Below are 21,210 nucleotides of genomic sequence, written 5' to 3'. Positions count from 1 at the left end.
AAAACAAATTTATCCTTTTGCTTTTATTTCTGAGGCTTTGTAAGTTTCTCCGTCTCCTGTGTTTTCAACAGTTTTAGCTATTTGTTCTTTGGTCAATACTGCAGCATCAAAATCAACTGTGGCTTCCTTCTTTTCAAAATCAACTGTGGCTTTTTGAACGCCCTCCATTTTTGATAATTTGGTTTCTATTGTTTTTGCACAACCCATGGCGCAGGTCATTCCGTCTATCTTAAAGTTTGCTGTTTCAGGTTTAGCAGCGGCAACAACTTCTTTTTCGGTTTTTGCTTCATTGTTTTCTGCTTTAGGTTGGCTAGCCGTATCCTTGCAACTAATGAGTAGGGTTGAAGCAATTCCGACAGTTAAGAGTAATTTGGAGAAATTCATAATGGTAAGAATTTAGTAGTGATTGTTTTTAATCATGGACAAAATTAATAAAAAATAAAAGTGTTTATTCTTAAAATAATTACAAAATTTGATGCGTTAAAAAATGCCTATGCGAACTCTACCCTTAAAATGGATAATCCTTATTGCGCTTGCGTTGATTTGGGGAAGTTCCTTTATACTGATAAAAAAGGGATTGGACGGACTGGATCCTTTTCAATTAGGCTCTCTCCGAATAATATTTTGTGCAGTATTTTTATTGATAGTGGGATTTAAAAGTATCACGACGATTGCACAACATCAATGGAAATATATTGCGCTAACCTCCTTATTCGGAACGTTTATTCCGGCGTATCTTTTTGCTATTGCCGAAACCAAAGTCAGTAGTTCCATCTGTTCCATCTTGAATTCATTAACCCCCTTGAATACGTTGATTATTGGAGCGATTGCTTTTGGATTAAACTTTAGAAGAAGCCAAATTTTCGGAATTTTAATCGGTTTATTAGGTACATCAGTTTTAATCTTTAATGGTAAAGCTCAGACGGCTTCTGAAGATTATTCCTATGCTGTTTTTGTATTGATTGCAACGGTTTGTTATGCTACGAATGTCAATCTCATTAAAAAATACCTTTCAGATGTTAAGCCATTAAGTATTACAACAGGAAATTTTTTGGTGATGTTGGTTCCGGCGCTTGTGATTTTAGGGTGCACCGATTTTACCAGTAAAATGAGTCTGTCAACTACACATACGGCGATGTTTTATGTGATGATTTTGGGGATTGTAGGCACTGGTGTAGCCAATGTGATTTTTTATAAGTTGATTCAAGTATCCTCACCCATTTTTGCTTCATCGGTAACCTACTTGATTCCGATTGTGGCTTGCTTGTGGGGTTTGTTAGATAATGAAATGCTTACACCACTTCAGTTTTTAGGAGCATTTATAATTTTGATTGGTGTTTATCTGGCCAACAAGAAATAAAAAAGCCCCGATTTATCGGGGCTTTTAGTAGTATAGAAATTCGATTAATTATTGGAAATCGGCATCCGTTACATCTTCGTTGATTTTTACATCACTCATTTTGATATCCAATTCAAATCCAACATTCATAATCGTGTTGAACGGAACTTTTACACCTTTTACAGCTCTGTAATCATTGAAGTTGGTTACTCTTGTTTGTTTTTTACCATCTTGCTCTTCTGTTGTAGCTTCAGCAGTTTTCAAACCTGATTTTACATCAAAATAGTAAGTAGTATCGCCATCAACAACAGCATAAGCATCGGAACCATTTATTGGCTCAATAGCAGCTACAGTGACTCCTTTTTTAGCTGGTAATGCTGTTTCGCTGAAAAGGATAGCACCTTCTTTCATTTTGGTCAATTCGTCACCTTCTAAGACTTTTTTCTGACCTTGTTGCATCATGTAAGCCGTGTTTCCGTTAAGAACCTGTTTCATGATAGATCCCATGCCTTCCATAGAAAGCTCCACCATCATTCTTCCTTTAGAATCAATTTTTGAAGTGTAAGCTAAAGGCATTGGCGCTTGTGGAATAGTAGTAGAACCAATAGAAGCAATAGATTTAACCGTTTTGATTGCTTTATCACCACCAATAGCGGCAACATAAGCATCTACTACCGTTTTAACAGTAACTCCAGCAGGAACTGGTTTTTTCATTGCTGGTTTCTCAGTAGGATTTCCAAATTTGTCAAAATAGAACATCGGAATCTTTAATGATTCTAATCCAGCGATAACTTCAGAACCTTTACCAACTACTAAAATTCGAGCGTTATCCGCCAAGAAATACTTATTAGCCACTCTCATGACATCATCAGGAGTAACAGCATTGATGTTTTTGATATAATTTTCGTAGAAATCCGCTGGTAAACCTTCCGTTTCAATGTTTAAGGCATAACGAGCCACTGTTGCTGGTTTTTCAACTTGCATTACGAATTTTCCAACATAACCTGCTTTTACATTGTTTAAGATTTCGTCTGTTACTTTCTCCGTTCTGATTCTTTTTAATTCTTTTAAAGCTTCAACAACGGCGCTGTCTGTTACGGCATTTCTAACCTGAGTATTTGCTTTAAATTCGGTGTGCATGTTTTTATCATATCCAATGCTCGAACGCGCGCCATAAGTCCAACCGTGTGCTTCTCTTAAATTCATGTTCAGGTAACTATTGAAATCACCACCATAAACTTGATTCGCTAAAATCAATGGGAAATAGTCAGCGTCAGTCATTTTAACATCGGCAGTATTCAAAATGGTAATTTCAGATTGTACCGCATTTGGCATATCTACAAAATTGATTTGAGTATACTGAACGTTGCTTGGATTAGAATACGATAATCTTGGTGCAGTAGCTTTTACCCATGAACCAAATAGTTTTTCCACGTTTTTCTTAACGTCTTTGGTTTTTACATCACCAACAACAACTAAATACGCGTGTTCCGGAACGAAATACGTTCTGTAGTTATCTTTAATATCTGCAAGAGACACATTGTTGATGGTTTCTTCCGATAAATATTCTCCGTAAGGATGACTTTTACCGTATGCCAAAACTTTTTCAACTCTACCAGAAACTGCGGTTACGCTTTTCTCCTGAGTTTTTAGACCTTCGATAAGTTTTTCTTTTTCTTTTTCAAACTCGTCTTGCGTGAAGTTAGGCATCAAAGCACCTTCAGCCATTAATTCCATGATTCTTTTAGCATGTTTTGACAATCCGCTTGCAAAAGCACCTGAAGAGTAGAAGTTAACATTGGCTCCCAAGAAATCGATTTCTTCGTTGAAAGGATCTTTAGCTGTTTTAGTAGAACCGTTTCCGATTAAACTACTTGTTAATTCGTCAACCCCTTTTTTGTTGCCCTCAGCATATGGAGTGTTGTCAATAGTTAAACTATAAGAAACTCTAGGAAGCTTGTGGTTTTCAACAACCAATACTTTTAATCCGTTTGGTAACGAAAAAGTTTCCGGCTTTTTGATGTTGATTTTTGGAGCTGGTCCTGGTTTTGGTTGTGTTCTGTCCTGTGCTTGCATAGTTAAAGTTAAAAACAAGCTTGATAATACTATAATTGATTTTTTCATTTTCTTACGGTTTATTGTTTGTTTTCAGCTTTATCTTTTGCCGGTACATAATCCAAAATCAAACGTTGGTTTGGATTTAGGTATTTTTTTGCAGCAGCTCTCATTTCTTCACGAGTGATAGAACGTAAGATATCGATGTCTGTATTGATTAAATTAACATCGCCATATAATAAATAGTAAGTCGCTAAGTTTTCGGCAACACCTTCAATGCTGGCATTGTTATCTACATAATTACTTTCATTGATGTTTTGTAATTTTTGGAAATCTTTCTCTGAAATCAAGTCAGTTTGTAATTTAACGATTTCTTCATCCACTTCTTTAATCAAATCCGCTGAGGTGAATTCACCTTGTGGCATTCCGTAAAGGATGTATTGTCCGTAATCTTCCTGAGCATAATTGAAAGCTCCGATTTGCAAAGCCATTTTCTTGTCGTCCACAATTTTTTTGTACAATTTTGAACTTTTCCCGTTGCTTAAGTACGTAGAAATCATATCCAATACTCTAGCATCGCGAGTTTTCATAGATGGAATTCTGTAAGCAGCAACCACCATTGGTTTTTGGATGTTTGGGTCTTCGTATGTGGCACGGATTGTTTCTGTAATTGGCGCTTCAACGAACGTTTCTTTTTTCAATTCAACACCTCTTGGAATTGGTCCGAAGTAGTCTTGAATCCATTTTTTAGTCTGCTCCACATCAATTTGTCCAGCTACTACCAAAACAGCATTGTTTGGAGAATAAAATTTCTTGTTGAAATCTTGAAACTCCTGCAAAGTTGCTGCATCTAAATGATCCATCGAACCGATAGTTGCCCAACGGTAAGGGTGTACTTTGAACATGTTTTTCTTAACTTCAGCAATTAATTGACCGTAAGGCTGATTGTCTACACGAAGTCTTTTTTCTTCTTTTACTACTTCGTTTTGAGTATCTACTCCAATTTGGTTGATTACCGGATGCATTAATCTTTCTGATTCCATCCATAATCCCAACTGTGCATTGTTAGAAGGGAAAACCTCAAAATAGTACGTTCTGTCATCCGAAGTGTTGGCATTGTTAGTCCCTCCGTTAGAAGTTACGATTTTAAACCATTCTCCACGTTTGATGTTTTCTGTACCTTCAAACAATAAATGTTCAAAAAAGTGAGCAAAACCTGTTCTCTCTGGATTCTCATCTTTAGAACCTACATGATACATAACTGAGGTGATTACAACTGGTGCCGAGCTGTCATTGTGTAAAATAACATGTAAACCATTTGGCAAATCGTACTCCTCAAAAGTGACCTTTTGGGCCAGAGCTGTTCCTCCAAGCATAAGCATTGAACTTAAAGCGATTAATGAATTTTTCATAAAAAATATAAATTTTTTCGTTGATTTTTTAGTTAGTGAACTAACCTTATATTTTGTTACACCAAATGTAATTTATTTTATGAATATTTAATAATAATATGTTGTTTTCTGCCGTGTTGTACGCTACTTTCAAAAATGGCTTTAAAGTTTTTTATTCATAGTGTTGTGTGAATGAGAAATAGTCGTATATTTGCGCACTTAAAAAATTAACTAAACATTATTGTTATGTACGCAATCGTAGAGATAGCAGGGCAACAATTCAAAGTAAGCAAAGACTTAAAGGTTTATGTTCACCGTTTGGCTAATGAAGAAGGTTCAAAAGTTTCTTTTGACAAAGTTCTTCTATTAGACGACAACGGTAACATTACTTTAGGCGCCCCAGCTATAGAAGGTGCTTCAGTAGAAGCCAAAGTGTTACAACACTTAAAAGGAGACAAAGTAATCGTTTTCAAAAAGAAAAGAAGAAAAGGTTACAAAAAGAGAAATGGTCACAGACAATATCTTACACAAATCGTGATTGAAGGTATCTCTGCAACTGGCGCTAAAAAAGCTGCTCCAAAAGCCGAAGCAAAAACTGAAAAAGTTGCTGAAGTAAAAGAAGCTAAAGCCCCAAAAGCTGCAAAGAAAAGTGATGATTTAGCACTTATTGAAGGAATCGGACCTAAAGCTGCTGAAGTATTAGTTGCTGCAGGAATTGATACTTTTGCTAAATTGGCTAAAACAAGTGCAGATAAAGTAAAAGAAATTTTAGAAGCATCTGAAGCTAAAGTTTCTCATTTAGATCCAACTACTTGGGCTCAACAAGCTCAATTGGCTGCTGATGGTAAAATGGACGAATTAAAGAAATTACAAGATGAATTAAACGGCGGTAAAGCAGTTTAATTAATTTATTAACTTATAAAACCAAAACATCATGGCTCATAAGAAAGGTGTCGGTAGTTCTAAGAATGGTAGAGAATCAGAATCAAAACGTTTAGGTGTTAAGATTTATGGTGGTCAAGCTGCCATTGCTGGAAATATCATCGTTAGACAAAGAGGTTCTAAACACAATCCGGGAGAAAACGTTTACATGGGTAAAGATCATACCTTACATGCAAAAGTTGACGGAATTGTTAAATTCCAGAAAAAAGGAGAAAACAAATCATTTGTTTCTATCCTTCCATTCGAGGCATAAGAATAACTCTTATTACTATACAAAACCCGCTCAGCAATGAGCGGGTTTTTTGTTTTAAACCATTATTCGAAATATTTCCTTTGTTTGAATATGATTATTGTTTTTAGAAAATTAAAACCGATTTATAATCACCAAATAATCATGCATTACAATGAGAACAAAAGTAATCTATAATCATCTTCATCTTGCATTACTATTTTTTTAAAACTAATGCACTATTTTTTTAAAACTAATGCACTATTTTTTTCTTCACCGTATTAGCAGAGAAAAAATAGTAACACATAATTTTTTATAAAAAGTCAATTTTATCGCAAACCAGTCCTTTTTTCTGTAAAAAATCCAAGGTCTTTGGCAGTGCGTATTTCAGATTTTGTGCTGCTTTTACGCTGTCATGGAAAACGATGATGCTTCCGGGACGTACATTTTTCAGTACATTTTCTAAGCAGGTCTCTTTAGAGATTTCTTGATCGAAATCAAATGAAATAATATCCCACATGATAATTTTATAGCCTAAGGCACGTAATTTTCTGGATTGGGATGGTTTTATTTTTCCGTAAGGAGGACGGAAGAGATTTAGGATTTGGGAATTTGGATTGGGGATTTGGGATTGACAAAGCAAAACATTATCAATATACGCTTTGGTAGCCGTTTCCCAACCTTTAAGATGGTCGTAGGTATGGTTACCGATAGCATGTCCCTCTGCAATCACTTTTTGGAAAATAGCAGGATGCTTTTCAATGTTGTTTCCGATGCAGAAAAAGGTGGCTTTGGCGTTGTGTTGCCTCAGTTGTTCCAACGTCCATTCCGTGATTTCCGGTGTTGGGCCGTCGTCAAAAGTTAGGAAGACCCTGTTGTCCTTGTTCGGAATATCCCAAACGTACTTCGGAAAAATCCATTTGATAAGCCAATTTGTTTTTACCCAGAAACTCATTTGTTAAATATAAAAAAAATGTGCTAATAAGAGATTTCAAATTAGCACATTTTATATTTTGAATTCGAATTATTCTAAATCTCTTCCGAAACGAGCAAATCGATTTACCAGACTGTTAAATGCCGGTTTGTGTTTGTTATAGAACTCGATGTCGCCGCGCTCTTTCATCACTAACAATAAGCTTCTGTATCGTTCAATGTCGGTAATGATATCCGATCCGATTCCGTTTTGAATAGAAGGTTGTATGCCTGAATAATAGGTTAGATTTTGTTTGTATTTGATAATTAAACGTTCTAAAATTTCACGAGCTTTTGCTTTTTCGCCCACTTCATAATAGCCTCCGACAAACGGCTCTACCATGGTGTAGTACCCATAATAATCCATCGGCATTTTTGTCAGGGCTAATTCGATTATTTTTTTGGCTTTGTCTTTTTTACCTTCATTAATTAATTTTTCCATCAATCGAGCCATGTTGGTTCTGTAGGAAATGCTATTTTTTCGAGTTTCCGGGTCGTGGTAAATGGTCGTTAATTCGCCATTGCCCCACTGCCACTTAGTTACCAAATCATACATCTTATCACTATCAATGTCTCCCATGTCATAAGGGTTTTCTTCGTCAACAGGTGTTTTTAATGGAACTAGTTTGTATACCAATCCGTCCAATTGAAGATAGTCTTTCATCCAAAGGTAATCATCATCGCCAAAGCTTCCACCGGTAAAATAAATGGGTCGTTTCCAATCGTTATTAGCTAAAACATCTAACGCCATCAAACGGTTTTTATAGATAGCGCTTCCTTTAATATCCAAATCGATATAAGGCACAATAGAATCATAATATTTAGGACTGACCACTTTGTTTTTGATAATATTATTTTTATCAATAGGAATTCTAATTTTATTGGTTGGATAGAAATGTATCGTTTGTCCGTTAGACAATTCTACTGTAGATTGCGGGTTTTTTATAAAATCGATGAAGTCTTTAATATTCCAACGCGCGTCTGTTTTTGGAATATGAGCCACATAATCTAATTTATCACCTACATATTCATCATGCCTGAAAGAAATCGGTAAGCCGTCTGATTTATAGGTTTTAAATTTCATTTGGTCAACATACCAATCCGTCATAAAGAGCTGCGTATTTACGATTTTAATATCGGTTCTGATGCCTTCAATTTCTTGGGCATACCATAGCGGGAAGGTATCATTGTCTCCAATAGTATATAATATCGCATTAGGGTCACAGGATTCGAGATAATTTTTTGCCATAGCAATGGCAGTATATTTTTTGGAACGGGTATGATCGTCCCAATTTTGACACGCCATCAAAACAGGAGCTGCTAAAAGGCAAACCCCAATCACAACTGGGCCGATGAATTTGGATTTTATTTTTTCGGAGAGGATTTCGTAGATAGCGTAAACGCCAAAACCTAACCAAATGGCAAATACATAAAAAGAACCCACCAAAGCATAATCTCTTTCACGAGGTTCAAAGGGTCTTTCGTTGAGGAATATTTTTAAGGCAATGCTGTTGAACAGGAATAGGGCCAAAAGCACATAAAAACTTTTTAAATCTTTTTGAGCGTGATACATGAGTCCGATAAGACCAATAAAGAAGGGTAGAAAGTAATAAAGATTTCGTCCTTTGTTATTTTTAACATCATCCGGAAGATTCTCCTGAGTTCCTTTGCCAAGATGGATTTCGTCAATAAACTTGATGCCACTTAACCAATTACCGTCAAGATTATCGTATTTTCCTTGAATATCATTCTGTCTTCCGACGAAATTCCACAATAAATACCTTCCGTACATATAGCCAAACTGATATTCCACCATAAAGCTTAAATTGTCCCAAGTTGATGGTTTTTCAACGGTGATATAGTCGCTATATTTTTTTAGGAAAGAAACATAATCTTCATTGTCAATTTTTTTCTGGGCGTAGGCCGATTTGAATTCGGCAATAGTTTTACCCATTTCTTCTTTTAATTGACCAACAGCCATGGCTACTTGTTCTTCGCTTAAACTATCGATGTCTACGCCATACTGAGCCAAATCTTCCTCATAGGCATAATCCTGATTAAGCGATACTTTTGGCACATCGGTAAACTGAATGTAATTATCAATGTGGTCGGTACTCCATAGTCTCGGAAGAATTGCTTTTTGAGCGTTATCGCTGTTTTGTTCAGCATTTTTGTAATTATTTACAATAACATATTTCCCTGTTTTGTAATCTCTTTCGTAGTTAGGTGCTTTGTCTAAATAAGGCTCATCTTTGTCAAGTCCGGCAAAAGTATCGGTGTATTGCGGTCCGTAAAACAATGGATTTACGCCATATTGCTCTCTGTTATAATACGCTAAAACTTCGGCAGCATCTGAAGGCTTGTTTTCGTTGATAACTACATTGGCATTGGCACGAATAGGCAACATCATCCATACAGAGAATCCTATCAATACAAAAAGAACACATAACAATCCGGTATTGTAAAACGGATGACCTTTTTCGCGGGTATATTTTAACCCGAAATAGAAAAAAGCGACTATCAGTAAAAGAGCGAATATGGTTCCCGAGTTGAATGGCAGTCCAACACTATTGACCATAAAGATTTCCATTTTTCCAAAGAAAGCCAAAGTGTAAGGTAATAGCAATTTGAAAATGAAAAGTAGCACAGCAACGATGATGACATTAGCAATGATAAAATTCTTAATCGTTATTTTTTTGAAATTTTTAAAATAGTATAAAAATCCAATAGAAGGAATGGTCAATAAGGCCATAAAGTGAACTCCAAATGAAAGTCCGATTAGCAACGAAATCAGCAATAGCCAACGATTGCCTTTGGGTGTATGCATATCTTGTTCCCATCGCAAGCCAAGCCAAAACAATAATGCAATAAATAATGACGCCATGGCATACACTTCTGCTTCTACGGCACTAGACCAAAAGCTATCTGAAAATGTAAATGCCAAAGATCCAACAAAAGAACTTCCTAAGATTACTATTGCTTTATTGTTGTCAATTTCGGCATATTGAGAAATTATTTTTCGCAATACTAAAGTCGAGGACCAAAACATAAATAAAATAGTAAAGGCACTTGAAAACACCGACATCATATTTACCATCAATGCAATAGTTTCTTTACTTGTAGCAAACATGGCAAAGAAAGCCCCTAGGATTTGATATAATGGCGCTCCGGGCGGATGCCCTACTTCCAGTTTTGCGGCAGTGGAGATATACTCGCCACAATCCCAAAAGCTCATGGTAGGTTCAACGGTTAAAGAGTAAGTAATTAAGGCAATTGCAAATGTTGTCCATCCTAAGACGGTATTCCATTTATTGAAGTTAAAATTCATCATAAAGCTATGAAATGAAGGTTTTTGTTTAATGATACAAAGAAACTGTTTTTTTTAACGCAATTAAATGTGCATTAACAAATTTTTCTTAAATAGGATAAAGGATTAGTTTTAAGTTTGTTGGGAGTTAAACCTCGAATTCTTAAAGGCTATTTTCATTTTTTTTACTATTATTATTTGTGTAAAATAAAATTTGTATTAAATTTGCACTCGCGTTAAGCAAAACTGGTCTATGGTGTAATGGTAACACAACTGTTTTTGGTGCAGTCTTTCTAGGTTCGAGTCCTAGTAGACCAACAAAAAAATCCTCTCAGAATGAGAGGATTTTTTGTTTTTATAACTTACTGAATTTAGATTTTAAAAGTAACTACAGGTCGTAAAGAGTGATTAACTAAATCTTCACTGATGCTTCCGTTAAAAAAATGAGCAATTCCTTTTCTTCCATGAGTACTTACTCCAATTAAATCGGCGTCGATGTGATTAGCGAAGTTTAATATTCCGTTTTCTACATTGACATCGTTGTAAATATTGATAGTGTATTTGTCGATACTAAAACCGGCTACAAAGTTTTTCATAATTTCTTCAGCGATGTGCGTTGGTTTAAAACTGCTGGGCGTATTAATCATGGCTAATTCTAATTCTGCACCAAACTTATTAGCAAACTGAACTACTTTTGCAAAAGGTTTTTTAATTTCATCGGTAAAGTCAGAGGCAAAAACGAATTTGTTAACATTGAATTCGCCGGCATCTTTTTTAATAATCAAGACTGGAATTTCGGAATTTCTAACTACTTTTTCAGCATTAGAACCAATAAACATCTCTTTAAATCCACTTGCGCCATGAGAGCCCATTACGATTAAATCGATGTCATTTTTTTCGCTTACTTTCATAATGCCGTCGAAAGCCAATTCAAACTGAATGATTTCAGAGACTTTTAATCCGTCTAAACATTCGTCATCCATTAAATCTTCTAATCTATTTATAGCTGAATTTTTAAAAAGCATTATTTCTGGTAAATCATGACCACTTCCAAGTGCATCTCCAGCTTGGTGAGGTAATTCTAACATGTGTAATAATATAATTTCACCACCATTTTTTTTAGCAATTTGAGATGCAACTTGGAGCGCGTAATGGGCGTGATCTGAGAAGTCAGTAGGTACTAGGATTTTTTTCATAATATAAAAAGTGAATTTCGGGTTGTATATTTTAATACAATAAAGGTATTATTTTTTTTTGAATCAACAATGCTTTTTGGTTTAGAAAAAAAATAACTATATTTGCACCGTTATTTACTAATTATAACTAAATAATGAGGGAAGCACTGCTTCCCTCTTTTTATAAAAATATGACATTTAGAGAGAAGATTTCAAGTTTATTAGAAGAAGGATTACAACAAAAACCGTCCTTGTTTTTGGTAGATTTAACAATAACAGAAGCATTTAAGGTCATAATAACGCTGGATGGGGATAATGGTGTAAATTTGCAGGACTGTATCGATGTGAGTAGGGTGATTGAAAACAACGTGGACCGAGAGGAACAGGATTATTCGTTAGAAGTAGCATCAGCAGGAGTTTCCACACCTTTAAAGATGGTTAGACAATATCGAAAAAATATTGGAAGAACCCTTAAAGTCAAAACGGCTACAGAAACTTTAGAAGCAAAATTAGAAGACGCAAACGATGAAAGTATAACGCTTTCTTGGACTGCGAGAGAACCAAAAAAGATAGGAAAAGGAAAAGAAACGGTGGAACACAAACGCGAGATTCCTTATTCAGAGATAAAAGAAGCAATTGTTACAATAATATTTAATTAAAATTAGGCATGGAAAATATTGCATTAATCGAATCATTTTCAGAGTTTAAAGACGATAAACTTATTGATCGAGTAACGCTTATGGCGATTTTGGAAGATGTATTTAGAAACGCATTGAAAAAGAAATACGGTTCAGATGATAACTTTGACATCATTATCAATCCTGATAAAGGTGATATGGAGATTTGGAGAAGAAGAATTGTTGTAGCGGATGATGATTTAGATTTAGAAAATGAAGAAATCACATTAACAGAAGCAAGAAAAATAGAAGCCGATTTTGAAATTGGAGAAGAAGTTTCGGAAGAAGTAAAATTAATTGATTTAGGAAGAAGAGCTATCTTAGCCTTACGTCAAAACTTAATTTCGAAAATCCACGAACACGATAACACGAATCTTTACAAACAATTTAAAGATTTGATAGGTGAAATTTATACCGCCGAAGTACATCACGTTCGCCCAAGAGTTGTAATTTTGATTGACGACGAAGGAAATGAAATTGTATTGCCAAAAGAAAAGCAAATTCCATCCGACTTTTTCCGTAAAGGAGATAACGTTCGCGGAATCATCGAAAGTGTGGAATTAAAAGGAAACAAACCACAAATTATCATGTCAAGAACGGCAGATAAGTTTTTGGAGAAGTTATTTGAACAAGAAATTCCTGAGGTTTTTGATGGTCTGATCATGATTAAAAACGTAGTGAGAATCCCTGGCGAAAAAGCAAAAGTAGCTGTTGATTCATATGACGACAGAATTGATCCGGTTGGTGCTTGTGTAGGTATGAAAGGTTCAAGAATCCACGGAATTGTTCGTGAATTAGGAAACGAAAATATTGACGTAATCAACTATACAGCCAATTTGCAATTGTATATTACAAGAGCTTTAAGTCCAGCAAAAGTATCATCTGTTAAAATTGACGAAGAGAAAAAAAGAGCCGAAGTTTTCTTAAAGTTAGAAGAAGTATCCAAAGCCATTGGTCGTGGAGGACATAATATTAAATTGGCCGGACTTTTAACAGGTTACGAATTAGACGTAATCCGTGAAGGAATCGCCGCAGAAGAGGATGATGTTGAGTTAACAGAATTCTCAGATGAAATCGATGGATGGGTAATCGATGAATTTGCAAAAATCGGATTGGATACGGCAAGAAGTATTCTTAATCAAGATGTTGCCGATTTAGTAAGAAGAACTGATTTAGAGGAAGAAACCATTTTAGAAGTAATCAGAATATTAAAAGAAGAGTTTCAAGACTAACTCTTCAACGCAAAATAGATAACATTAATTAGATTTTATGTCTGAAGGAAATATTAGAATTAATAAAGTTTTAAGGGAATTGAATATTTCTTTGGAAAGAGCTGTGGATTATCTTAAGGATAAGGGCATTGCCATTGAAGCAAGTCCAAACACAAAAATTTCCGATGATGTATACACTATTCTTTGCGGACAGTTTGCTGGTGATAAAGGCAATAAAGAAGCTTCAAAAGGAATAAGTGAAGAAATAAGAAAAGAAAAAGAAGCGCTTCGTGTTGAACGTGAAAAAGAAATTGAAGATAAGCGTAAACAAGAAGAAGAGCGCATTCAACAACAAGAATTAATCAAAGCTAAGGCAACAGTAACTGCTCCAAAACAAGTTGGCAAAATTGATTTGGAACCCAAAGCGACTACTATTATTACAGCTAAGGAGTCTCCTGAAGTAAAACCAGTGATTGACTCGAGCGTAACCGAACAAGCGAAACAAAAGAAAGAAGAAGTTGTGGCGCCACCGGTTGAAAAGAAAGCAGTAGTAGAACAACCTGCGGAAGAAGCACCTGTTGATGAAACACATACAACACAATATCAAAATCTTACTGGACCAATTTTAACGGGACAAAAAATTGATTTAACCCAATTTAACAAGCCTAAAAAGAAAAAAGAGGAATTCAAGAAAGATGCTAGCAAGCCTGCAACGCCAGCTATTGGTCAAAATGCAGCAGCCAATAATAATGCTAACAAGAATAAAAGAAAAAGAATTCCTGGCAAACCAGAACCTGGTAAAACAGTAGTTGGCGGTGGCGGTGGCGGTAATGCTTTCGGACCAAACAAACCAGGTGGAATTAAACCGGGAGGCGGAGGTTTCCAAAAAGGAAATCGTCCAGCAATTGTTCAAAAAGTTGAGCCAACCGAAGAAGAAGTTAAAAACCAAATTAAAGAAACTTTAGAGCGTTTACAAGGTAAAGGTAACAAATCTAAAGCTGCAAAATACAGAAGAGATAAGCGTGATACCCACCGTCAGAGAACTGAGGATGAAATGCAGGCTCTTGAAGAAGGAAGCAAAACCATCAAAGTAACAGAGTTTGTGACTGTTGGTGAAATTGCAACCATGATGGATGTGCCCATTACCAAAGTGATTGGAACTTGCATGACTTTAGGAATCATGGTAACCATGAACCAACGTTTGGATGCAGAAACATTATCAATTGTTGCCGATGAGTTTGGTTATGAAGTAGAATTTATAACAAGTGATATCGAAGATGCCATCGAGGTTGTTGAAGATAGAGAAGAAGATTTAGTAACTCGTGCGCCAATTGTAACCGTAATGGGTCACGTGGACCACGGAAAAACATCGTTACTAGATTATATCCGTAAGGAAAATGTAATCGCGGGTGAGTCGGGAGGAATTACACAGCACATTGGAGCGTATGCCGTTACTCTTGAAGGTGGACAAAAAATAACGTTCCTAGATACACCAGGTCACGAAGCCTTTACAGCGATGCGTGCCCGTGGAGCTCAGGTTACCGATATTGCCATTATTGTAGTTGCTGCGGATGACGATATTATGCCACAAACAAAAGAAGCTATTAGCCATGCTCAGGCTGCTAATGTGCCAATGATATTTGCGATTAATAAAATTGATAAACAAGGAGCTAATCCGGAGAAAATCAAAGAAAAATTAGCCGGAATGAATTTATTAGTGGAAGATTGGGGTGGAAAATACCAGTCTCATGATATCTCTGCTAAAAAAGGAACTGGTGTAAAAGAATTACTTGAAAAAGTATTGCTTGAAGCCGAAATATTAGACTTAAAGGCTAACCCTAACAAACCTGCTGTGGGTACAGTTGTAGAAGCTCAATTAGATAAAGGAAGAGGCTATGTGTCCACAATATTGGTACAGTCTGGAACTTTAAAAATTGGCGACTATGTATTAGCAGGGAAAAATCATGGTAAAGTAAAAGCGATGCATGATGAAAGAGGGCATATTGTAACTACTGCTGGACCTTCAACTCCAATATCTATCTTAGGTTTGGATGGAGCGTCAACAGCTGGAGACAAGTTTAACGTATTTGAAGATGAAAGAGAAGCAAAACAAATAGCCACCAAACGTATTCAGTTATTGCGTGAGCAATCTGTAAGAACACAACGCCATATTACACTTGCCGAAATCGGACGTCGTATCGCTTTAGGTCAGTTTAAAGAATTAAATATTATTCTTAAAGGAGATGTGGATGGTTCGGTGGAAGCACTTTCAAGTGAATTTGCTAAATTATCTACCGAAGAAATTCAAATCAATATTATTCATAAAGGAGTTGGTGCTATTACTGAAACCGATGTAATGTTAGCCTCTGCCTCTGATGCCATTATTATCGGATTTAACGTTCGTCCTGCTGGAAATGCACGTCAATTGGCACAGAAAGAAGAAATCGATATAAGAAACTATTCTATTATTTATGACGCTATCAATGATTTGAAAGATGCAATGGAAGGAATGCTTTCTCCGGAATTGAAAGAAGAAGTTACGGGAACTGCAGAAATCAGAGAGATTTTCAAAGTGTCTAAAGTTGGATCTATAGCCGGTTGTATGGTTACCGACGGTAAGATTTTTAGAAATTCTAATATTCGAATTATTCGTGAAGGTGTTGTTATCTTTACAGGTGAATTGGCGACCTTGAAACGTTTTAAAGATGATGTGAAAGAAGTCTCTAAAGGATATGATTGCGGTATGCAAATCAAGAATTACAACGATATTGAACAATTAGATATCATCGAAGCTTTCCAAGAAGTGGAAGTGAAGAAAAAGATGAAATAAGCATAACAAAAAAGTCCCGAGTAATCGGGACTTTTTTTATTTATTGGGTTTAATCAAAAAGGCGTTTGGATACTTTTTTCTTAAATCGTTAAGGTTTTTTTCGGCTTCTATGCGCGTTTTGAAATTTCCCACCCAAACTTTGTACAATGGTGTACTAAAAACGATAGTAGCATCAAGGTTCTTGTTTTCCCTTTTAAAATCCATTAATGTTTTTTTGGAATTTTCTGTATCACCATTGAAAATCTGTATCTTATAGCGATCATTAATTGTAATAGAACTGTTTATTTTCCTTTTTTCGTTCAAAAGCTGTTCAAACTTAGGATCTTGACTTACGGAAACTTTGCCAACTTGCGCAGCGCTTTTTTGTGATAAAAAAGAGAGAAAACAGATGCATGAAATAAATTTAATTCGGGAGAAATAAAACATAATTATTTGATTTTTATACAAATGTAAAATTTATAAAATTAAACCGAAAAGAAATGGCTATTTAGAATAAGTATAAATTAGTCTAGATTGATATTTAAGATATATTTAAGGTTTTGAGAATAGCTCATAAGTTGTATTTTTGTGCAGGTTTTTAATAAAGTGTCGATTTTTACTGGATACAGTATCTGTAAAAATCATGCCAATAGTAGTAGATAATCACTATATTATATGAAAAAAGTGGGTAACCATAATTCGATTTCAAGGAAGATTCTCTTTAGTTTAGCATTAATGCTAACATTCTCCTTCTCTTCATTTTCACAAGCAACACCGCCTGCAGCTATAGATGCTGCAACTACAGCCGCTGCGCCAGCCGCAGCCGCAGGAGGCGATCCTGTTGCAGGAAAAGCATTGTTTAATGCCAATTGTGCCGCGTGTCATAAACTTGACGCTAAAGCAACTGGTCCGGCACTGAGAGGTGTTGCGGCTAAGTATGACATGGCATGGATTTATAAATGGGTGAACAACAGTTCTGCTCTTATTAAATCAGGCGATGCTAAAGCGATTGCGATTTATGAAGAATACAATAAGTCAGTAATGACTGCGTTTCCTCAACTGTCAACTACAGATATTGACAATATCATAGCTTATACATCAGAGCCAAAGGCTGAGCCGGTTAAAACGGCTGAAGTTCTTCCTGACGGTAAAAATGAGGCAGGTGGAATTTCAAACAACGTTATATTGGGAGCTTTGTCTCTTGTAATGTTGATGTTGGTTGTAATGTTGTTTTTCGTTAGAAACGTTTTAACGAAAGTTGCTAAAGCAAATGGAATAGAAGTAGCTCCAAAAGAAGGTAGAACTCCAATTTGGAAAGCCTTTGCGCAAAATCAATTTTTGGTTTTAGTAACTTCAATATTCTTATTATTGGCAAGTGGTTATTTTGTCTACGGATGGATGATGCAAGTTGGTGTTGATCAAGATTATGCTCCGGTTCAACCGATTCATTATTCTCACAGAATACACGCAGGAAGCAACGGTATTGATTGTAAGTATTGTCACTCAGCGGCTCGAGTTAGTAAAAACGCTGGTATTCCTTCGTTGAACGTATGTATGAATTGTCACAAGAACATTGCTGAAGTAGCCGACACAACTGCTACTGCTGAATATTCAAAATCGTTTTATGACGGAGAGATTCAAAAATTATATAACGCAGTAGGTTGGGATAAAGCTACTCAAAAATATACGGGTAAAACAAGTCCAGTGAAATGGGTTAGAATTCACAACTTACCTGACTTTGCTTACTTTAACCACTCTCAGCACGTAACTGTAGCTGGAATTGAGTGTCAAAAATGTCACGGTCCGGTTCAGACATACGAAATCCAAAAGCAGTTCGCTCCGTTAACTATGGGATGGTGTATTAAATGTCACCGTGAGACTGATGTTAAAATGGAAGGCAATGCCTACTATGACAAAATTCACGCAGAACTTTCTAAAAGATATGGTGTAGACAAATTGACTGCTGCACAAATGGGAGGTTTGGAATGCGGTAAATGTCACTACTAAAAATTTATTAAGAAGCTAATATTATATACGATGTCATCGAACAAAAAATACTGGAAAAGTGTTGAGGAGCTAAACGAAAATAGCTCTATTGTTGAGACGCTTAGAAATAATGAATTTGTAGAAGAAATTCCAACAACAGAATTTCTATCCGACAAAGAATCATTATCATCTTCATCAACTACTCGTCGTGATTTCTTGAAATACGTTGGATTTAGTACTGCAGCAGCTACTTTAGCTGCCTGTGAAGGTCCGGTACATAAATCAATCCCTTATGTTTTACAGCCAGAACAAATCATTCCCGGAGTAGCTGATTACTATGCCACTTCTATGTTTGATGGTTTTGATTTTGCTAATTTATTGGTTAAAACAAGAGAAGGGCGTCCGATTAAAATAGAAAATAATACTATTGCTGGTGCTAAATTTGCAGCAAATGCAAGAGTTCATGCCTCTGTTTTGTCATTATATGACAATATGCGTTTGAAAAGAACGAAGATTGCTCAAAATGACGCAACTTGGCAAGAAGCAGATTTAAAAATAAAAGCCAGTTTAGCTGATGCTAAAGGAAAAGGCGGACAGGTTGTCTTACTTACTAACACACTTGCAAGTCCATCGACCGAAAAATTAATCGCTGAATTCATTGCGAAAAATCCATCAGCAAAACATGTTATTTACGATGCAGTTTCTGAGTCAGCGGCTTTAGATGCTTTTGAGGCAGCATATGGTGAAAGAGCTTTAGTGGATTACGATTTTGCAAAAGCAAATGTTATTGTTTCTGTAGGTGCGGATTTCTTAGGAGATTGGCAAGGAGGAAGCTACGATTCAGGTTATGCCAAAGGAAGAGTTCCACAAGCAGGAAAAATGTCTAAACATTTTCAGTTTGAGGCCAATATGACATTATCTGGTGCTGCTGCTGATAAGCGAGTGCCTATGACCGTTGCTAATCAAAAACAAGCATTGGTTAAAATATATAATGTAATTACAGGTGCTGCAGTTGCTACCGGAAAAGTAGAAAGTGAAGATGTAGTTATGAAAGCAGCACAACAATTAAAAGCTGCTGGAAGTAAAGGAGTTTTGGTGTCTGGAATACAAGATAAAAATGCTCAATTATTAGTTTTGGCTATTAATGCTGCTTTAACAAGTGAAGCATTCTCTACTTCAGGAACACGCCAAATCAGAAAAGGATCTAACGAAAAAGTAGCTCAATTGATTGCGGATATGAATGCAGGAAGCGTTCACACATTAATCATGAGTGGTGTAAATCCAGTATACACGTTAGCGGATGCTAAAGCTTTTGTAAACGGACTTAAAAAAGTAAAATTATCAGCTGCCTTCTCTTTGAGAGAAGATGAAACGGCTTCAATTACAAATATTGCTATTCCTGCGCCTCACTATTTGGAGTCATGGAATGATTTAATGTTGACTAAAGGAACCTATTCTTTAACACAGCCAACAATACGCCCTTTATTTAGCTCTAAGCAATTTCAAGAAGGATTGTTGTCATGGAATGGTAATAGCGCTGATTACTTTGATTATATAAAAGCTAATGCTGCTGGATTTACTAATGGTGCTTCATGGAATCAAACATTACATGACGGTATTGCCTTAGGAATTTCTTCAGGTGTAACTGGAGGAAGTGCTAATTTTGCTGCAGCAGCAAGTGCATTAGCGTCTTCTACACCAGCAAAAGGATTTGAATTAGTTCTTTATACTAAAACTGGTTTGGGTGATGGTCAGCAAGCTAACAATCCTTGGTTGCAAGAATTCCCAGATCCAATCACAAGAGTTTCTTGGGACAACTATGTTACGGTTTCACAAGCAGATGCAAGTAAATTGGGCTTAGAAAATAAAATTGTGGCTAATGGTGGACTTAACGGTAGTTATGTTACACTTACTGTAAATGGAATAAAATTGGAACATGTTCCAGTTATTGTTCAGCCAGGTCAAGCTAAAGGTACTTTAGGTATGGCTTTGGGTTATGGTAAAAAAGCTAGCTTAAAAGAAGAAATGCAAGTAGGTTTAAATGCGTATGCATTTTATGCTGGATTCAATAATGTACAGTCAGCTTCAATTGTTGCTGAAAGTGGTGAACATGAATTTGCTTGTGTTCAGGCACAAAAAACATTGATGGGTAGAGGAGATATTATCAAGGAAACTACCCTTGAAATATTCAACGCAAAATACAACGAACCAGAAGTATGGAATTCAGTGGCTATGGTTTCTTTAGATCATAAAGAAATTGAGGCAACAAAAGTGGATTTATGGGAATCATTTGATCGTTCTGTGGGACATCATTTTAATCTTTCAATCGATTTGAATGCTTGTACAGGATGTGGTGCTTGTGTAATTGCTTGTCATGCAGAGAATAATGTTCCAGTTGTTGGAAAATCTGAAATAAGAAGAAGTCGCGATATGCACTGGTTGCGTATCGATAGATATTATTCGTCTGAAGATACTTTTACACACGATAAAGAGAAAAAAGAAGGATTTGATGGTTTATTTGGTGATAAAGGTTCATTAGGTGGATTTGGTCAAATGGAAAGTGCGGCGGATAACCCACAAGTGGCTTTCCAACCGGTAATGTGTCAACATTGTAATCACGCTCCATGCGAGACTGTTTGTCCAGTAGCGGCGACTTCCCACGGACGTCAAGGTCAAAATCAAATGGCATATAACAGATGTGTTGGTACCCGTTATTGTGCCAATAACTGTCCATATAAAGTACGTCGTTTTAACTGGTTCTTATACAACGGAAATGATGAATTTGATTTCCATATGAACGATGATTTAGGACGTATGGTAGTTAATCCGGATGTTAATGTGAGATCTCGTGGAGTTATGGAGAAATGTTCAATGTGTATTCAAATGACACAGTTGACTATTTTAACAGCTAAGCGCGATGGCAGAGAAGTTAAAACTGATGAATTCCAAACGGCTTGTTCTGCAGCATGTTCAAGCGGAGCAATGGTATTTGGAGATGTGAATAATAAAGAAAGCCAAGTTGCAAAACTTGCTGAAGATAAGAGAATGTACCACTTATTAGAAAGTGTTGGAACAAAACCAAATGTGTTCTACCACGTTAAAGTAAGAAATACGTAG

15 protein-coding genes and 1 tRNA gene are annotated in these 21,210 nt (G+C 36.0%); 9 read left to right on the top strand and 7 right to left on the bottom strand.

Annotated elements, in window-relative coordinates; genetic code table 11:
• Positions 1–9: 9 nt before the first annotated feature.
• On the bottom strand, positions 10–384 hold the full coding sequence (locus ACULEU_RS13090) for a heavy-metal-associated domain-containing protein (protein ID WP_445453008.1): 375 nt from the start codon (positions 382–384) through the stop codon (positions 10–12).
• Between the two features lie 109 nt (positions 385–493).
• Here ACULEU_RS13090 and ACULEU_RS13085 point away from each other — a divergent pair, with 109 nt between their 5' ends.
• Complete coding sequence (locus ACULEU_RS13085; protein WP_445453007.1) at positions 494–1,360, top strand: DMT family transporter; 867 nt, start codon at positions 494–496, stop codon at positions 1,358–1,360.
• A 48-nt stretch (positions 1,361–1,408) separates the two neighbouring features.
• Here the strand turns inward: ACULEU_RS13085 and ACULEU_RS13080 are convergent, their stop codons facing one another.
• Positions 1,409–3,463: a M16 family metallopeptidase gene (locus ACULEU_RS13080; RefSeq protein ID WP_445453006.1), complete on the bottom strand. Its 2,055-nt coding sequence runs from the start codon at positions 3,461–3,463 to the stop codon at positions 1,409–1,411.
• Between the two features lie 11 nt (positions 3,464–3,474).
• On the bottom strand, positions 3,475–4,806 hold the full coding sequence (locus ACULEU_RS13075) for a M16 family metallopeptidase (RefSeq protein WP_445453005.1): 1,332 nt from the start codon (positions 4,804–4,806) through the stop codon (positions 3,475–3,477).
• A gap of 225 nt (positions 4,807–5,031) precedes the next feature.
• Between ACULEU_RS13075 and rplU the strand changes: the two genes are divergently transcribed.
• Both rplU and rpmA read left to right on the top strand, forming a co-directional pair.
• Positions 5,032–5,688, top strand: coding sequence for a 50S ribosomal protein L21 (gene rplU, locus ACULEU_RS13070; RefSeq protein ID WP_445453004.1), 657 nt, complete (start codon positions 5,032–5,034; stop codon positions 5,686–5,688).
• Between the two features lie 31 nt (positions 5,689–5,719).
• Positions 5,720–5,980 (top strand): 50S ribosomal protein L27, encoded by a 261-nt coding sequence (gene rpmA / locus ACULEU_RS13065; protein WP_133532615.1) that lies wholly within the window; start codon positions 5,720–5,722, stop codon positions 5,978–5,980.
• 289 nt (positions 5,981–6,269) lie between these two features.
• Here the strand turns inward: rpmA and ACULEU_RS13060 are convergent, their stop codons facing one another.
• Positions 6,270–6,911 carry a polysaccharide deacetylase family protein gene (locus ACULEU_RS13060; protein ID WP_445453003.1) on the bottom strand — a complete coding sequence of 214 codons (642 nt, stop codon included), beginning with the start codon at positions 6,909–6,911 and terminating at the stop codon, positions 6,270–6,272.
• A 69-nt stretch (positions 6,912–6,980) separates the two neighbouring features.
• Entirely contained in the window at positions 6,981–10,259 is a 3,279-nt protein-coding gene (locus tag ACULEU_RS13055) for a glycosyltransferase family 117 protein (RefSeq protein WP_445453002.1), read from the bottom strand.
• A gap of 223 nt (positions 10,260–10,482) precedes the next feature.
• Between ACULEU_RS13055 and ACULEU_RS13050 the strand changes: the two genes are divergently transcribed.
• A tRNA-Gln gene (locus ACULEU_RS13050) sits at positions 10,483–10,553 on the top strand.
• A 53-nt stretch (positions 10,554–10,606) separates the two neighbouring features.
• On the opposite strand, the gene ACULEU_RS13045 is transcribed toward ACULEU_RS13050, so the two are convergent.
• Positions 10,607–11,431: a universal stress protein gene (locus ACULEU_RS13045; RefSeq protein ID WP_445453001.1), complete on the bottom strand. Its 825-nt coding sequence runs from the start codon at positions 11,429–11,431 to the stop codon at positions 10,607–10,609.
• A 170-nt stretch (positions 11,432–11,601) separates the two neighbouring features.
• Between ACULEU_RS13045 and rimP the strand changes: the two genes are divergently transcribed.
• From rimP to infB, 3 genes are read left to right on the top strand one after another with little or no spacing between them, the layout of a single operon-like run.
• Positions 11,602–12,069, top strand: coding sequence for a ribosome assembly cofactor RimP (gene rimP / locus ACULEU_RS13040; RefSeq protein ID WP_445454859.1), 468 nt, complete (start codon positions 11,602–11,604; stop codon positions 12,067–12,069).
• Positions 12,070–12,077: 8 nt separating this feature from the next.
• Positions 12,078–13,319 (top strand): transcription termination factor NusA, encoded by a 1,242-nt coding sequence (gene nusA, locus ACULEU_RS13035; RefSeq protein WP_445453000.1) that lies wholly within the window; start codon positions 12,078–12,080, stop codon positions 13,317–13,319.
• A 37-nt stretch (positions 13,320–13,356) separates the two neighbouring features.
• A complete protein-coding gene (gene infB / locus ACULEU_RS13030) occupies positions 13,357–16,128 on the top strand; it encodes a translation initiation factor IF-2 (RefSeq protein WP_445452999.1) in 2,772 nt (923 codons plus the stop codon).
• A 36-nt stretch (positions 16,129–16,164) separates the two neighbouring features.
• On the opposite strand, the gene ACULEU_RS13025 is transcribed toward infB, so the two are convergent.
• Positions 16,165–16,332 carry an SPOR domain-containing protein gene (locus ACULEU_RS13025; protein ID WP_445452998.1) on the bottom strand — a complete coding sequence of 56 codons (168 nt, stop codon included), beginning with the start codon at positions 16,330–16,332 and terminating at the stop codon, positions 16,165–16,167.
• Positions 16,333–16,782: 450 nt separating this feature from the next.
• Between ACULEU_RS13025 and ACULEU_RS13020 the strand changes: the two genes are divergently transcribed.
• Both ACULEU_RS13020 and ACULEU_RS13015 read left to right on the top strand, forming a co-directional pair.
• Positions 16,783–18,114, top strand: coding sequence for a c-type cytochrome (locus ACULEU_RS13020; RefSeq protein WP_445452997.1), 1,332 nt, complete (start codon positions 16,783–16,785; stop codon positions 18,112–18,114).
• Between the two features lie 30 nt (positions 18,115–18,144).
• The gene (locus ACULEU_RS13015; protein ID WP_445452996.1) at positions 18,145–21,210 is read left to right on the top strand and encodes a TAT-variant-translocated molybdopterin oxidoreductase; all 3,066 of its coding nucleotides are present in this window, start codon (positions 18,145–18,147) and stop codon (positions 21,208–21,210) included.

The organism is Flavobacterium sp. 25HG05S-40, assembly GCF_052654735.1.
Note: the sequence above shows the minus strand (reverse complement) of the source record. Positions and strands in the feature narration are given on the sequence as shown.